We start from the raw sequence: 16,838 nt of genomic DNA, 5'->3' as shown, positions 1-16,838 counted from the left end.
ACTGACAAAAAGAAGCATACAATATGATTTGGAGGGATAATATGAGAATAGAAGTATCGGCACAAAAACCTGAAAAAATGGAAGTTGATCTTTTGGCAATTGCATTATTTGAAGACAGTGAAAGATCGGACAGTTCTTTTCTGGCCATCGATAAAGCCTTAGGTGGTCAACTTACAGAAATCTTTGAAGAAAAAAGTTTTTGTGGCAAAAGAGATGAAACAACATTGATTTACACACATCAAAAAATTCCGGTTAGGAAAGTGTTATTGATAGGGATGGGAAAAAAAGATAAAATCGATGTTTTTACCTTGAAGAAAGCGGCGGCGAAAGCCGTAAAGCAGTCAAAAAAAGAAAAATGTGCTAAACTAGGTTTTTGGAACATTGAACCACTGCCTTTTCAGGCGGAAGAAGTGGGACGCTTTGTTAGTGAAGGCTTGGTTCTAGGCAACTATGAATTTAATCAGTACAAAACAAAAGAAAAAGAAGAAGAACTGACGGTTTCATCTTGTCGCATTTATACAGCTATACAGGATGAAAAAGAAAAATTCCTGAAGGGCATAGAAATGGGTCAAAGCATAGGGGAGGCAATATCCTTAACTAGAAACTTAGTGAATGAACCGGCAAATAAAATGACGCCTGAAAATATGGCGCTGGAAGCGGAAGCGGTTGCTCGAAAAAAGGGCATGAAAATAGAAGTGATGGGAAAAGAAGAAATTGAAAAGCTCGGAATGGGTTGCTTCTTGGGAGTAGCTCAAGGCAGTGAGAAAGAACCAAAATTGGTAGTGATGAGATATGAAGGAGATCCACAAAATACAGATCAAATGCTGGGATTGGTTGGAAAAGGTCTGACCTTTGACAGTGGCGGAATCTCCTTAAAACCAGCAGCTGGTATGGAAGAAATGAAGACGGATATGGCAGGAGCCGCCGCTGTTTTGGGAACCATGGCAGCTATTGCTGATATTGGACCACTTGCTAATGTGGTAGGCATCTTAGGAATTTGTGAAAACATGCCTTCTCGTTCTTCTTACAGACCAGGGGATGTTCTGAAGTCCTTAAGTGGACAGACGGTTGAAGTATTAAACACAGATGCGGAAGGCCGGTTGGTTCTTGCGGACTGCTTAACCTTTGTTGAAAGGTTGGGAGCTACCCACATCATTGATGTGGCAACCTTAACAGGTGCTGTGGTTGTGGCACTAGGCAATCATTACACCGGTGTGTTATCCAATGATGATGATTTTCAGGCATCGGTGTTAGATGCTGGTAAAATGGCTGGTGAAAGACTATGGGCAATGCCTAAGGATGACGTGTATAAGGATCAATTGAAAAGCGATATTGCCGATTTATCGAATGTAGGCGGTAAAGGTGCAGGCATGATTACAGCAGGTATGTTTTTAGAAGCTTTTGTGGAAGAGAAACCATGGGTTCACTTGGATATAGCGGGGACAGCACGAACTTCGGAGCCTGTAGCTTATGAGCAAAAAGGTGGCACAGGATCAGCTGTTGCAACTTTAGTCCAAGTAGCATGTGGCTTTAACAAAAGAAACGAATGAAGGTTGACAAAAACAATAGAAAGTAGTAGAATAATATTGACCCCGCCCCTGGGGGAAGGGAGGAAAAAGAAATGAAAATCACGATAACAGAAGCAGCGAAAAAAGAAATTCTAAAGCAAAATGAGAATGGTAAAAAAGTACGAATCTACGTATCTGGTATTGGATGAGCAGGTCCAAGGTTTGCGCTGTCTCTGGACGAGGCAAAAGATGGTGACGTAGAGCAGGTAGTAGAAGACATTGAATTTGTGGTTGATGAGAATACAGATGAACACTTTGGTTCTGTAGTGGTAGATTTTAGTTCTGGTTTTCTTGGAAAAAGGTTTATGGTAAACTATGCAGGTGAAAGTACTAGCGGTGGTTGTTAAACGAAAACAAAACTAAGAAGTTCTTAAAAAAGCGGTGTTAACCGCTTTTTTTTATGCACTATTTCAAGGATTAAGGGTAGTATATAAATAATGCGTTTTATGGGTATAAGATAAGTAAATAAGCAGCCAAAAGGAGGATGATTTCTGATGTTAGTAAGAAAAGTAGTGATTGCAATGGATTTTTCTCCCGCATCCAGTAAATTACTCAACTGTGTACAGGAGCTGGTGGATAACGGGTTAGAAGAAGTAGTGCTGGTGCATGTGATCGATTTGAGAATAGGAGAAGATCGATCCATTGTTTCCATTCAAAAGGAAACAGAAGAAAAACTTCAAGCAGTAGCTGAGGAACTAAAAAAGAAAAACATAACAACGAAAATCAGTGTGTTAGGTGGGTTTGCGGCTTCTGAAATTGCCCATATTGCTGAGAAAGAAGAAGCGTCGATGATTTTAATAGGTTCAATTGGAAAAAGTATATTGAGAGAAATATTTCTGGGAAGCACTACCTTTGATCTCATTCGCATGACGACGACGCCTGTTTTAATAGAAAAGTATCGGAAAGACGAAGATGAAGAACTGCAAAATATTTGCATTAGTAAGTTCCAGAAAGTTGTGGTGCCTGTAGATTTCTCGAAATGTTCACAATTAGTACTGGACGAGATAAAGGAAATGAAATCTGGAATTGATGAAATGATCCTGATGTCTGTGGCAGAGCATGGCGAAACCAGAGAAGAAGTTGAGCGAATTTTGGAAGATTATCGTAAAAAACTTGAAGAAATTGCCGAAGATTTTCGATCTTTAGGGATAACTGTAAAGATAAAAGTAGATGTGGGATTGCCTTCGAAACTGATTACTACTACGGCTGAACAGGAAAATGCAACACTGGTAGTGATGGCTACTAGAGGCGCTGGGCTGTTGAAATCATTATTGCTTGGAAGCACCTCGGATGCGGTTTCCAGACATTCTAAAAGGCCAGTACTTTTAATTCCCTGTGGCAAATAAGGAAAAGGCAATAGGCATAAATAACCAAAAAACAACTAAAAACTGATGAAAAAACCTAATTTTTGTTTGACAAGACTGTCGAGGGAATGTATAATAGTTTATTAAATCAATTGACAAGCGCTTTCACTTATGGTAAACTGGTTTAAGGAATAGGTGAAAGAGGTGATGATTTGGCTGACCGAAATACGCTGGGCGAAATCAAGAAGACCATTGAAGGGTATCTGGGAAAAAGAGTCACACTTAAAGCGAACAAAGGAAGAAAACGGATTGTCGTTCGGGAAGGGATCTTAGAAGATACTTATCCGAGTATTTTCATCGTCAAGGTTTTTGGTGACTTTGACACAGACAGGAAAGTTTCCTACAGTTACTGTGATATCCTGACAGAAACCGTAGAAATCACCATTTGCGAAAATAACAGACCAATCAAAGTCAGCTAAAGTCGTCTTCGGACGACTTTTTGACTGTAGATGAAAATTCAAAATGAAGAATAAATAGTAAGCAAAATGAATTATTATGAATGACCACCTTTGGTATTGCTATTGGAAATTAAAAGAAGTATCTCCACCGTAGAAGAGTGGTCAACCTTAGAGAGTGATCTCCTGTTACGAAATGTCGCAGGAGATCACTCTTTATTTTTTTGAATAAAAAAGCTTGCATAAAAATACTATAGAATGTATAATTATAAAAAATGTGTTGAGGTGATTAAAATGAAAAAACAATTTTGGACTCATAAAGGCGGTTCCTTAGCGGCTGATAGCGATAATAGATTACTAGATGTGCTGCAGAAAGCGAAACCATGGAAGGGAAAAAGCCTTTTAACACTAAAAAATCATACACCGGAAGAAATAAAAAGCTTACTAAATCTGGCTATTGAGTTGAAAAAACAACGACAACTGGGACGGCACAATGACTTGCTTAAAGGGAAAAACATTGTGCTGCTTTTTGAAAAAACTTCAACACGCACCCGTTGTGCTTTTGAAGTAGCTATGATGCAAGAAGGAGGCAATGCTACTTTTCTGGACATGAAGGATTCTCAGATGGGAAAAAAAGAATCTGTGGAAGATACCGCAAAAGTATTAGGCCGTTATTATGAAGGGATAGAATTTCGTGGCTACCATCAGGACACGGTAGAAATGCTAGCGAAACATGCGGGTGTTCCTGTATGGAATGGTTTAACAGACGAATATCATCCTACTCAAATATTGGCGGACTGGATGACGATCATGGAAAAGCTGGATAAACCCTTAGAGGAAGTAACCTTTGCCTATGTGGGTGATGCTCGCAACAATATGGCAAATTCCCTAATGATAGGAGCCGCTAAGATGGGGATGAATTTCAGAGCCGTATCCCCTGCCAGCCTTGCGCCGGATAAAACCCTAATGCAAGAAATGCAAGAGGTGGCGATGGAAACGGGAGCTAACATTCAGTGGTTCGAAAATCCGATAGAAGGAGTTAAGGGGGCCGATGTTATCTATACAGACGTATGGGTTTCGATGGGAGAAGAAGATCAGTTTGAAGAGCGTATAGAATTACTGGTGCCTTATCAGGTAAATGAGTTTCTTATGAGTAAAACGGGTAATCCGGACACTATTTTTATGCATTGTTTACCAGCTTTTCATGATACGGAAACCAGTATGGGTAAAGGCATATATGATCAACATGGCATATCAGAATTAGAAGTAACGGATGCGGTTTTTAGAAGTGAGCAGTCTGTCGTATTTGATGAAGCAGAAAATCGAATGCATACCATTAAAGCAATGTTAGTAGCAACAATGGGGCCTTCTGGTCATTTTTAATCAACCGAGTTTAATCAGCCAAGGCTTAAAGGAGCGTTGTTATGAAAGGAACACTTTTGTTTGAAGATGGGTCCATCTATAGAGGGAAAGGGTTTGGACGAAGTGGAACGGCTGTTGGAGAAATGGTTTTTAATACGTCTATCACCGGGTATCAGGAAATTTTGACAGACCCTTCCTATGCTGGTCAAATTGTTACGATGACATATCCTCTGATAGGAAATTACGGAATATCTTTAAGAGAGTCTGAGTCCGAAGGAATTTATGCGAGAGGAATGGTTGTGAAATCAATTTCTCAACATCCATCTCATTATTCCAGCGAATCAACCTTGGAGCATATGATGCAACAGCTAGGGTTGCCGGGTATAGCGGAGGTGGATACCAGAAGCATTACGAAGCGAATCAGAGAAGTGGGAGCTATCAAAGCGGTGATATCGAATGAAGAAATTGCTGAAGAGACATTAAGGCAACTGTTAGAAGGAACCACGTTGGAAGAAGACTGGATGAAAGAGGTTGGCGTTTCTAAGCCAAAGCACATTCCTGGGGAAGGCTGTCGGGTAGCGGTGCTAGATCTTGGAGTAAAGGCAAATATATTGGAAGCTTTAAAAATAAGAGGTTGTGATATCATGCTTTTTCCTTATAATACTTCCTTTGATGAGATGAAATCCTATGAACTGGACGGATTATTGATTAGTAATGGGCCTGGCAATCCAGCGGAAGCCGTGACGGGTATTGAACTTATTCGACAATGGCTAAAAGAGCGGCCTATTTTTGGAATCTGCATGGGACATCAGCTTCTTGCACATGCCGTTGGTGGAAATACTTTTAAGATGAAATATGGACATCGTGGTGGTAATCATGGCGTATATGACCAACTCAAAAAGAAAGCGTATATTACTTCACAAAATCATGGTTACGTGGTTGATGCGGAAAGCGTCATAAAAAAAGGCATGATGATAACACATACCAATCTTAATGATGATAGTCTTGAAGGGATGCAACATGAATTTCTGCCTGTTTTTTCAGTTCAGTTTCATCCGGAAGGGTCTCCTGGTCCTCAAGATACAGAATATCTTTTTGACCAATTTATTGAAAATATGAAGGAGCGAAAGAAATGCCTTTAAATAAAGAACTGAAAAAAATAATGATATTGGGATCAGGGCCAATTATGATTGGGCAAGCAGCTGAATTTGACTATTCGGGAACACAGGCATGTAAAGCCATTAAAGAAGAAGGAATTGAAACCATTTTGGTCAATAGTAATCCTGCGACCATTATGACAGATGTTGATTTAGCGGATAAAGTATATTTAGAGCCTATGACGAAGGAAAGCATTCTTCAGATACTAAATAAAGAAGCGCCGGATGGCATTTTGGCTGGTTTTGGTGGGCAGACGGCATTAAATATTGCGATGGAACTTCAAAACGATGGAATTTTGCAGTCTATGGGGGTAAAGTTGTTAGGTGTAGAAAGCGAAACAATCAAAAAAGCAGAAGATCGGGAAGCTTTTAAGCAATTATTAGAAGAAATTGATGAACCGATGGCGTTAAGTGTTATTGCTACAGGGTTAGACGAATGCAAAACATTTATAGAGGAAGCGGGGTATCCAGTGATTATTCGTCCTGCCTATACCTTGGGAGGATATGGTGGAGGGATTGCCACTGACGACGAATCTTTAATGGAAATAGCTGAAAGAGGGATGAAGGCTAGTCCTATCGGACAGATACTTTTAGAACAAAGTGTAGCAGGCTGGAAAGAAATAGAGTACGAAGTGATAAGGGATCACCAGGATAATTGCATGATTGTATGTAATATGGAAAATATGGATCCAGTAGGGGTTCATACGGGAGACAGCATTGTGATAGCTCCTTCGCAGACGTTGAGAGATCGGGAATATCAAATGCTTCGAAAGGCTTCCATAAAAATTATTCGCAGTCTTAAAGTCTCCGGTGGATGTAATATTCAGTTTGCTGTGAATCCGAATAGTTGTGAATATGTGGTCATTGAAGTAAATCCGAGGGTTAGTAGATCCAGTGCGTTGGCTTCAAAAGCCGTGGGTTATCCAATCGCAAAAATTGCTGCGAAAATTGCGGTGGGTTATCATCTGAATGAACTTAAAAATGCCGTTACAAAAAAATCAAGTGCGTTTTTTGAACCAGTTTTAGATTATGTGGTGGTAAAGTTTCCTAAATGGCCCTTTGAAAAATTTAAGAATGTGAATAGAACCTTGGGGACACAAATGAAAGCTACTGGTGAAGTAATGGCCATTGCCAGAAGTTTTGAAGCTGCTTTACTCAAAGCAATTACGTCTTTAGACGGGAACTTTACCGGACTTCGTTTAGCGCAAATGAGTCATTTGGCAGAAAGTGAGTTGGATAGAAAAATAGATGCCTGTGATGATGAAAGAATCTTTGCATTGGCGGATGCTGTCAGAAGAGGGTACACACTGGAGAAACTTTTTCGAATGACACAAATAGATCTTTGGTTTTTGCAAGGAATTAAAAATATTATCGATATGGAAAAACGACTAAAAGATGAAAAGATGAACGAAGCATTGCTCTATGCTGCAGAATCGATGGGGTTTATTGACGAAGAAATTCTTGATCTGTCAGGAACAAAAGCTTCTGAACTTAGAAAATTGAGAAAGGATCATGCTATTTTTCCTGTATATAAGATGGTGGATACTTGTGGCGGTGAATTTGAAGCAGCGACACCTTATTATTATTCCTGTTACGAAGAGGAAAATGAGAATAGGATAAGCCATCATAAAAAAGTACTGGTTATTGGGTCAGGGCCAATTCGGATTGGTCAGGGGATTGAATTTGACTACGGCTGTGTTCATGGTGCCTGGGCAATAAAAGAAGCTGGATATGAATCAATTATGATGAATAATAATCCGGAAACGGTGAGCACGGATTTTGATACCTCGGATAAGCTCTATTTTGAAACACTGCATATTGATGATGTCATGAATGTGGTTCGGGAGGAAAAGCCTGAGGGGGTTATTCTTCAATTGGGAGGGCAAACGTCTGTTAATTTGGCACCAGAACTATATGCCAGAGGTGTCAATATTCTAGGCACTTCTTTTTCATCAATGGATCTGGCGGAAGATCGGATGAAATGCAACGAATTTCTGCTAAAACATAATATCGGAACGCCAAAAGGAATGTCCGCCGATTCAGAGGAAGATGCGATAAGAAAAGCTGAAACATTAGGATATCCTGTGATTGTAAGACCTTCCTACGTTATTGGCGGAAGAGGGATGCAAATTATTGGCGATGAAAATGAAATGAGAGAATACCTGGAAGAGATGCAGCGACTTTTTATGAAATATCCCCTGTTTGTTGATCAATATATCAGTGGTGTTGAAATAGAAGTAGATGCAGTAGCTGATGGGGAAAATCTCCTGATTCCGGGAATTATGGAGCATATCGAAAAAACCGGGGTGCATTCGGGAGACAGTATTTCTGTTTATCCAGCAGAGAAAACAAGTAAAATGATTCTTGAAAAAATAGAAAAGACGACAAAAGTTATTGTTCAAAAGTTGGCGATAACAGGCTTGGTCAATATTCAATATGTGATAAAGGAAGAAGACGTTTTTGTAATAGAAATAAACCCTCGTGCTTCAAGAACCGTACCGATTCTTAGCAAGATAACAGATGTTCCTATGGTGAAGCTGGCTGTAAGAGCCATGCTGGGAGAATCGCTAACGGAAATGGGTTATGGGACAGGTATTTTACCTTCAAGACCCTATTATGCGGTAAAAGTTCCCGTTTTTTCGGCCGAAAAAATTTCGGACGCAGATATGGCGTTAGGGCCAGAAATGAAATCGACGGGTGAAGTATTAGGGATAGATGAAGATTATGTAAAAGCTTTAATGAAAGGTTTTATCGCTTCTGGCATTCACCTTCCTGAAACAGGCGGCATTTATTTTTCATTAAAAGACGAAGATAAGGAAGCGGGTCTCAAACTGGCCAGTGATTATACAAGGCTTGGATTTCGTTGTTACAGCGCGAATGGAACTTCTAAATTTCTTAAAGAAAATGGGGTTCGTTGCCAGGAGATAGAAAAAGAATCTCTTTTGAAAGAAATTCGGGATAAGCGAATCAATATTATTGTCAATACACCGTCAGGAAGTCGCAAAACAAATTCCCAAGGTCATCAACTTCGAAAAATGGGTATTTTATATAAACTCCCCACCTTTACAACCCTTGAGACAGCGGAGGCTTTTTTAAGAGTAATGGAGCGAAAACAGGTAGGCATTCAATTGTCCTATCGATCTTTAAGAGAATACCTTAATATGTGAAGGAAAGAAGTCGCCGTAGGTTGGCGACTTCTTTTGAGTTTCTATTTGTTTTTGTCTTCCCAATAGCGGTGTTGCCATCTTTATAGCAAAACTAGAAATAATGGTAGCTTTATTGTACAATAAATAGAAAGAAGCAAGAGAAGGCAGGAGGAAGTTCGTTGAAAAAAGTTGTTATCAGAGAATGTCCTGATTATACTCCGGATCATGTGAAAACGACACTCAAAGAATCCTTGGAGGCTCTTGGTGGTCTTGAAAAATGGATTAAGCCTGGGGACCTGGTATTTCTTAAAGTAAACCTATTGACAGGAAAAGAACCTAAGGAAGCTGTGACAACCCATCCGCAGCTGGTGAAAGCATTGACGGAATTATTGATGGAACTAGGTGCTTTGGTAATATTAGGTGATAGTCCGGCGGGACCTTTTCTTCAAGGTCGGATGAGGAAGATATATCAGCTTACAGGAATGACAACGGTAGCTAAAGAAACCGGTGCTTCATTGAACTGGAACCTGGAGTCTGACCCTGTTTATTTTTCGGCCGGTTATCGATTAAAAGATTTTCACGTGATGAAGGCGATAAAAGAGGCGGATCATATTATAAATGTAAGCAAGATGAAAACTCACAGCATGACCATGATGACAGGAGCCGTAAAAAATATGTTTGGTATTATGCCAGGTTTGAAAAAAGCAGAGCTTCATTTTCGATTTACAGATCCTATTGAATTTGGTCATGCAATGGTGGACATATGTGAATATGCCAGTCCAGTAATATCCATTATGGACGGGATTGAAGCGATGGAGGGTGCTGGTCCTTCGGCAGGCGACGTGGTCAAAAATGGCATGATACTTGTTTCGGAAGACCCCTATTCCTTGGATATAGTGGCTTCGGAACACATGGGCATTAAACCGGATAGTGTACCAACGCTGAAGGCGGCTCGTCAGAGAAATCTATGTCAGAGTTTAGAAAAGGTTACACTGGATACATCGTTAGGGGAAGGAATCAAAAAATCTTTTAAGCTTCCAGATACCAGAGAACCGGACTTTTTAGAAAAATATGGGCGTTGGCCAGTAGTGGGCTCCATATTTAAGCAGATCAGCAGAAAACATTTGCGACCAAAGCCGGTCGTAAACCCTAAAAAATGCACGAAATGCAAAGAATGTTATACGATTTGCCCGGCGGAAGCTATTGACATGCTGGAAAAGGTACCTGGGTTTCGATATGATAAATGTATTCGATGTTATTGTTGTCAGGAAGTTTGTCCGGAAAAAGCCATATGGATTTATAGACCGAAAATACTGAAGTGGTTTGGTGGAACCAAATAATAAATAAGTGGAGTGAGCATCAGTGGAACCTATTAGAGAAAAAGCATATGCAAAAGTGAATTTATCTTTAGATATTTTGGGCAAAAGGCAAGATGGATATCATGAAGTATCAATGATCATGCAACAAATTTCGCTTCATGATTTAATTGAAATATCTACAGGGAGACAACCTGGCATCAAAATCACTTCAAACAAGTCGAAATTACCACTTAATAAAAATAATCTGGTATATAAAGCAGCTGAAAAGTTGGCGAATTACCATCAGATTCATTTGCAAAAAGAATCAATCATTATTCATATTGAAAAAAACATACCTGTAGCGGCTGGCTTAGCTGGTGGCAGTGCTGATGCAGCAGCTACTTTTTGTGCCTTGAACCGTTATTGGAAAAAAGAAGTAGCTGAAAATGATTTGATGGATTTGGGGAAAGAAATTGGAGCAGATGTGCCTTACTGTTTAATGGGAGGAACAGCTCTTGCAGAAGGTATTGGAGAAAAGCTGACACCATTGAAGGTGAAAACACCAATGTGGATGGTGTTGGTAAAGCCTCCTTTTTCTGCGTCGACAGCTGAAGTGTATAAAGCTTTTTCGATGGCAAGCGGGAACCGACGACCAGATAATCAAAAAATCATAGAAGCATTAAGTAAAGGCAAACTTGCAACCTTAGCTTTTTTTATGGAGAATGTCTTACAGCCGGTAACCACGTCGATGGTGCCGGAAATAGAAAAGGTTCAAAAAAAGCTTTTGGAGTTTAATGCTTTTCATGCAATGATGAGTGGGAGTGGAACAACGGTTTTTGGTTTGTTCAAAACCAGGAAAAAAGCAGAAAGTGCTTATGAAAAACTTAGGAAAATATATCAGGAAACATACATAGCCCATACGATCCATCACCGGTGAATAGCTGTGTAAGAGAAAAATTGCTCATCATAGAAAGACATAGGGACAATCCCTGGAAAGGCTGGGTTTATGAAAAAAAAACAAGTGTTAGTACTCTTTGGAGGTCCGTCATCGGAACATGAAGTATCCTTAATGTCCGCAACATCTGTTATGAAGCAAATCGATAAAAAAAAATATGAAGTGATTCCGGTAGGCATAACAACAGAGGGAAAATTTCAGCTTTATGAAGCATACTGGCAAATTCAAAATAATCAGTGGGAAGGATTTGAGGAGGCTCGGTTTCAATATCGGAAGGAGCGAAAAGATATATTCTTGATTCCGGGATGTTCGGCCTTATTGTTGAAAGAAAACGAAAGCTTTTGTAAAAAAGCTGTGGATGTTGCGCTTCCTATATTGCATGGACCTTACGGCGAAGATGGGACATTGCAAGGCTTGTTGCAGGCGTGCCACATTCCTTATGTAGGTGCCGGTGTGATGACCTCGGCTTTAGCCATGGATAAAGCAATGGTTAAAAAAATATTTGAAAACGAGGGCATCGATCAGGCCGCATACCATGTGGTTAACATTAGAGAATGGGAAGGGAAGAGTCGGGATGTGATAGAGAAGGAATTAATAGGTTGTTTAGAAGAAAAGCTAGGCTACCCTATGTTTGTGAAACCGTCCAGGCTAGGTTCCAGTGTTGGTATTAGTAAAGCTTCCGACATGAATGAACTGAAAAAAGCGATTTGGCAAGCGGCTGCTCATGACTGCAAAGTAGTAGTGGAAGCCTTTATTGATGGTAGAGAAATCGAATGTGCCGTTCTGGGTCATTATCAACATTCAAGAGTGGCAGAACCCTCAGAAATCATACCTTCCAGAGAGTTTTATGATTATGAAGATAAATATATGGCAGGGAAAAGTGTCTATCAGATTCCGGCCAACCTTTCTCAAGAGATGAAAGATAAAGTGAAGCAACTGTCTGTACAAGTGTATCGATTACTAGAGTGTAAGGGCTTAGCCCGAATTGATTTCTTTTTAGAGCGCAAAACAGGAAATCTCTTATTGAATGAGATAAACACCATGCCAGGTTTTACTAAAATAAGCATGTATCCTAAAATGTGGGAAGCTTCGGGTGTGACCTATCAGGAACTAATTAGTTTTCTTGTTGAAGAAGCGATAGAATGAGGAAAAAGGTGGACAGCAGGAGGTGAAACGTTGAAAAATTCTCCAGAAGTAGTGAAAGATCTGAAGCGGGAGCTTGAAGAATGTCAAGCTGAAATAAAAGAACTAAAAAAACGGGAAAAGGAACTTATGGAAGAAAAGGCAAGGGATGAAAAATTGGAGTTTGCTTGGGCTGGAAACTTGGGACATTGGGAAATGGATTATGTAACAAGAAAAGTGCATGCCAATCCTTTGAAGCTGGAAGCCTTGGAATACGATCCGGAAAAAGATTTTTTCAGCATAGAAGATTTTGTTGAGATGATTCATCCAGAAGATAGAGAAGAAGCTAATCAGGCGATGAGAGAACATCTGCGGGGAGAAAAGCCGGTATACGAGACGGAATATCGGATTTTAACCCGTACAGGAAAAGTTAAATGGTTTTATGATCGCGGAAAAATTATTGAGAAGACAAAAGGTGGAGCGCCACATCGAATTCGGGGAATTGTTTTTGATATTACAGAAAGAAAAATAGCAGAAAACAAATTATTTGATTCAGAAAAAGCATTAAAAAAATCTAATAAAATCATGAACCGAATGATGCGTATTATGGCTCACGACCTTAAAAATTCTTTAGGAAATGTGGTGAGTTTGTTTGAAATGATGTTGGAATCGCCGGAAGATTTTTCGGAAGAAGAAAAAGATCACATCATGAGAGAGTTGCAGGAAGCTTCAAAAAACAGCTATACGCTGTTAGAAAACATCCTTCAGTGGGCCAGTACTCATAAGGGAAGTATAGATCAGAAGCCGGAAAAATTTTATGTGGCATCCGTATTGGAAGAGATGGAAAACCTGTTTAAGCAACAAGCAAATCAAAAGCAAATTCATCTGATTCACAAAGGAAAAAAGACACAACAAATAAAAGTTGCGTATGATTATAATGTCTTAAAAACCGTCTTGCGAAATTTTCTTACCAATGCTTTGAAGTATACAGAAACAGGTGGTGTGGTTACTTTATTTGCTGAGACCACTGAGCAAGGAGTTTTAATAGGTGTGAAGGATACGGGTATCGGGATGACAGAACAACAAATCCTGAAGATTATGAAAGACAAAGGTGAAAGTCGTTTAGGAACCAATCAGGAAAAGGGCACAGGGATGGGTTTGTTGATATCCAGAGAGCTCATTGAGCAGACTGGGGCTGAGCTGGTGATTCAAAGCACTCCTGGAAAAGGGACAAAAATGGCCGTACGGATCTTAGGGATAGAATAGTCATCAGATAAACGTAAGGGGTGATAAGGTGAAGATGATTAAGACAGCTGATTTAGGTGTGATGGACTATGAAGAAGCTTTTGAGATTCAAAAAAAAATAAACCGACAGCTTCAAATGAATCGTGAAATACCCGGGTATCTATTTTTTGTGGAACATCCACCAGTATTTACATTAGGAAGAAATCGAAAGGAAGAAGATTTTCTTTTTTCTGTTGACTATGTTAAAAATCAAGGATTTCAAGTTTTCGAGAGCAACAGGGGAGGTAATGTGACATATCATGGACCTGGACAGATTGTAGGATACTTATTAGTAAACATGGAACATTTTAAAAAGGATGTACAGTGGTTTGTTTGGCAAATGGAAGAGTGGATTATGGAAACCCTTAAACATGTAAATATGAAAAGCAATCGGAAAGAGAAATATCGAGGCATATGGATAGAAGATGAAAAAATATGTGCATTAGGAGTTGCGATCAAACGATGGGCTACGATGCACGGGTTTGCACTGAATCACACAACCAATCTAGACCATTTTCGTTATATTAATCCCTGCGGCATTACGGAATACGGGATCACATCCATAGAAAAGCAGGGCGTTGATTATCAGCGTGAGGATATGATACAGTTTTTGAAAAAAAACTTTGAAGGTATGTATATGACCGAATTAGAATCAATTACAATGGAAGAGGTGAAATGGATTGCCAGTAAAACGGAAGCCTGAATGGCTAAGAAAGAAAATGCCAGATAAAAAGAGCTTGGATAAAATGCAAGCAATGGTAAAAAATCTGTCACTGCATACCGTATGTCAGGAAGCAAATTGCCCCAATGTAGGAGAGTGTTTTGAAAAGCGTACGGCTACCTTTATGATTATGGGTGATATATGTACCAGGGGATGTCGGTTTTGTGCGGTTACGAAAGGCGAAGTTCCAGCTTTGGACTTGTGTGAACCCCAACATGTAGCCGATGCGGTAGCGCAGCTGGGATTAAAACATGCCGTGATTACTTCGGTTACAAGGGATGATTTGCCAGATGGCGGAGCAGAACATTTTGCTGAAACCATTCGAAGCATTCGGAAAAAAAATCCTACGACAACAATAGAAGTATTGATTCCGGATTTTCAAGGAGATCACAAGGCCTTAGAAACCGTTTTACAGGCAAAGCCAGAAATACTTAACCATAATATTGAAACAGTCCCTTCTCTTTATGAGATAGTGCGACCTGGTGCGAATTTTCAACGTTCAATGAATCTGCTTGAAGAAGTGAAAAAGAAAACACCTTCTATACTGTCTAAAACAGGGATCATGGTTGGACTGGGGGAGACGGAGAAAGAAGTAGTGGAAGTCATGCAGGAGTTATCGAAAATTCACTGTGATATTTTAACGATTGGTCAATATTTGCAACCATCACCAGAGCATTTGCCTGTAGAAGAATTTATCACACCGGAACAGTTTGAAAGTTATCAACAACAGGGGCTGGCAATAGGGATTTCTTTTGTGGAGAGCGGCCCTTTTATTCGTAGTTCTTATAACGCTGCTCGTGCCATGGAAGTGCTGAGTAAAAAATGATGCAGAAGCCGCAAACAGCGGCTTTTTACGTTTTTGGTTATTTAAGGAAGCTGGAGCCTTAACGGTAGTTTCGTCGGATAAACTTCAGAACTCTCTGGATATTTCGCTGATATTTCGCTATGATGTTGAATGCTTGGCGCTAAGTGGGGTACATATTTCTTAAAGAAAGAACTCTTTATTGATTGCAGTACAAGAACAGGGAAAAGCTATTTATTAATGAAATAGGATGAACGGATACAAGCATCCGCTAAAAGGGGGAGACTTTGATTGAAAAAAGAAAAGTTAATTGTTCTTGGCGGTGTTGCAGCAGGAATGAGTGCTGCTTCGAAAGCAAAAAGAGAAAATCCTAATCTGGACGTAACTGTATATGAACGAGGTGGACATGTGGCTTACGGTCAGTGCGGACTGCCATATTACTTGGCTGGATACTTAAAAGAGGCAGAAGACTTGATTGTTAGGCAGCCAGATCAATTTAGAGAAAAAGGAATCAAAATATATTTGCATCATGAAGCGATTAAGTTGGATCCTTCGTCAAAAATAGTAGAGATCCAAAATAGGCAGAATGGAAACTTGATAAAGGCATCTTATGACTATTTAGTTATTGCTACAGGAGCCGATCCTGTATGCCCTGCGATGCAAGGAACTGAGCTGAACGGCGTGCACCTTCTTAAAACAATCCCAGATGGAAAAAAAATACACGAAAACATGATGCAGGAGGAGGTGCATCAAATAACGCTGGTCGGCGGCGGTTATATTAATATGGAAATTGCCGAAGCGATGTTGAAACGCGGCAAAAAAGTCACTGTGATTCAAAGACCGTCACAACTCTTAAACACGATGGACCCTGAATTTGGTGAAATGGCAGCAGAAATATTAAGAAAATATGGAGCTACCATTCGTTTGGAGGAAACCGTAAAGAAAGTAGAAGGTGAGAATAAAGTTCAGTGTGTAGTAACGGATTGGCAACGCTATCCGACAGATCAGTTGATTTTTGCTCTTGGAATTAGGCCGAACACGTCATGGTTGAAAGAATCAGGAATTAAAATGACGGAACAAGGAGCGATTATGGTTGATGAAAAAAGCCAAACCAATGTACCGGATGTATTTGCAGCCGGCGATTGTGCAACGGTTTTTCATCGAATTCTGAATAAGCAGGTCTATATGCCTCTGGGAACTACGGCAAACAAGCAAGGAAAAATAGCCGGTGCGGTCATTGGGGGAAAAAATGACAGTTTCCCTGGAATTTTGGGTACTTCTATTGTAAAAGTAATGGACCTGGCTTTTGGGAAAACTGGAATTACAGAGAAGGAAGCTGCAGCAGCCGGAATACCGGTCAAGGCAGTGACGGTTAAAGGACAAAGTCATGCTAAATCCTATCCTGGATCAGAGAAAGTAACGGTGAAACTGGTATATCATAGAGATAGTCGTCATCTTTTAGGGGGACAGATAGTAGGACCTGTAGAAGCTGGAAAGCGACTGGATGTATTAGCCTTGGCTATTTTTCAAAAAATGACACCTGAAACACTAGGGTTAGTTGATTTTTGTTATGCACCTCCCTTTGCTACCGTTTGGGATGTTATTCAAATTGCGGCTAACGCTGCTGAATAAAGGGTTTTACTGAATAATAAAAAAATACACCA

14 protein-coding genes are annotated in these 16,838 nt (G+C 39.9%); all 14 read left to right on the top strand.

Annotation, left to right across the window (positions count from 1 at the left end):
- The first annotated feature begins 41 nt into the window (after positions 1-41).
- The 14 genes from BLV55_RS04405 to BLV55_RS04345 all read left to right on the top strand — a co-directional run bounded on the left by BLV55_RS04405 (position 42) and on the right by BLV55_RS04345 (position 16,806).
- Positions 42-1,550 carry a leucyl aminopeptidase gene (locus tag BLV55_RS04405; RefSeq protein ID WP_176968254.1) on the top strand — a complete coding sequence of 503 codons (1,509 nt, stop codon included), beginning with the start codon at positions 42-44 and terminating at the stop codon, positions 1,548-1,550.
- A gap of 71 nt (positions 1,551-1,621) precedes the next feature.
- Positions 1,622-1,717: an iron-sulfur cluster biosynthesis family protein gene (locus BLV55_RS14740; RefSeq protein WP_242870031.1), complete on the top strand. Its 96-nt coding sequence runs from the start codon at positions 1,622-1,624 to the stop codon at positions 1,715-1,717.
- 345 nt (positions 1,718-2,062) lie between these two features.
- Positions 2,063-2,914 carry a universal stress protein gene (locus tag BLV55_RS04400; RefSeq protein ID WP_093311629.1) on the top strand — a complete coding sequence of 284 codons (852 nt, stop codon included), beginning with the start codon at positions 2,063-2,065 and terminating at the stop codon, positions 2,912-2,914.
- 170 nt (positions 2,915-3,084) lie between these two features.
- Positions 3,085-3,351 carry a Veg family protein gene (locus tag BLV55_RS04395; protein WP_093311627.1) on the top strand — a complete coding sequence of 89 codons (267 nt, stop codon included), beginning with the start codon at positions 3,085-3,087 and terminating at the stop codon, positions 3,349-3,351.
- 270 nt (positions 3,352-3,621) lie between these two features.
- The gene (argF, locus tag BLV55_RS04390) at positions 3,622-4,710 is read left to right on the top strand and encodes an ornithine carbamoyltransferase (protein ID WP_093311625.1); all 1,089 of its coding nucleotides are present in this window, start codon (positions 3,622-3,624) and stop codon (positions 4,708-4,710) included.
- Between the two features lie 41 nt (positions 4,711-4,751).
- On the top strand, positions 4,752-5,831 hold the full coding sequence (gene carA, locus BLV55_RS04385) for a glutamine-hydrolyzing carbamoyl-phosphate synthase small subunit (protein WP_093311622.1): 1,080 nt from the start codon (positions 4,752-4,754) through the stop codon (positions 5,829-5,831).
- Positions 5,822-9,013: a carbamoyl-phosphate synthase large subunit gene (gene carB / locus BLV55_RS04380; protein WP_093311621.1), complete on the top strand. Its 3,192-nt coding sequence runs from the start codon at positions 5,822-5,824 to the stop codon at positions 9,011-9,013. Before carA ends, carB begins: the two co-directional genes overlap by 10 nt.
- 158 nt (positions 9,014-9,171) lie before the next feature.
- The gene (locus BLV55_RS04375; RefSeq protein ID WP_093311619.1) at positions 9,172-10,332 is read left to right on the top strand and encodes a DUF362 domain-containing protein; all 1,161 of its coding nucleotides are present in this window, start codon (positions 9,172-9,174) and stop codon (positions 10,330-10,332) included.
- 22 nt (positions 10,333-10,354) lie between these two features.
- Entirely contained in the window at positions 10,355-11,227 is an 873-nt protein-coding gene (gene ispE / locus BLV55_RS04370; RefSeq protein ID WP_242870030.1) for a 4-(cytidine 5'-diphospho)-2-C-methyl-D-erythritol kinase, read from the top strand.
- Positions 11,228-11,296: 69 nt separating this feature from the next.
- Complete coding sequence (locus tag BLV55_RS04365; protein WP_093311616.1) at positions 11,297-12,391, top strand: D-alanine--D-alanine ligase family protein; 1,095 nt, start codon at positions 11,297-11,299, stop codon at positions 12,389-12,391.
- A 30-nt stretch (positions 12,392-12,421) separates the two neighbouring features.
- Positions 12,422-13,633 (top strand): sensor histidine kinase, encoded by a 1,212-nt coding sequence (locus BLV55_RS04360; protein WP_093311613.1) that lies wholly within the window; start codon positions 12,422-12,424, stop codon positions 13,631-13,633.
- A gap of 34 nt (positions 13,634-13,667) precedes the next feature.
- Positions 13,668-14,354: a lipoyl(octanoyl) transferase LipB gene (gene lipB / locus BLV55_RS04355; RefSeq protein WP_242870049.1), complete on the top strand. Its 687-nt coding sequence runs from the start codon at positions 13,668-13,670 to the stop codon at positions 14,352-14,354.
- Positions 14,332-15,198 carry a lipoyl synthase gene (lipA, locus tag BLV55_RS04350; RefSeq protein WP_093311610.1) on the top strand — a complete coding sequence of 289 codons (867 nt, stop codon included), beginning with the start codon at positions 14,332-14,334 and terminating at the stop codon, positions 15,196-15,198. Before lipB ends, lipA begins: the two co-directional genes overlap by 23 nt.
- Before the next feature lie 267 nt (positions 15,199-15,465).
- Positions 15,466-16,806 (top strand): CoA-disulfide reductase, encoded by a 1,341-nt coding sequence (locus tag BLV55_RS04345; protein ID WP_093311607.1) that lies wholly within the window; start codon positions 15,466-15,468, stop codon positions 16,804-16,806.
- Positions 16,807-16,838: the final 32 nt, after the last annotated feature.

Source organism: Tindallia californiensis (assembly GCF_900107405.1).
Lineage (GTDB): Bacteria > Bacillota > Clostridia > Peptostreptococcales > Tindalliaceae > Tindallia > Tindallia californiensis.
This window is presented reverse-complemented; position numbering and strand designations above follow the sequence as displayed.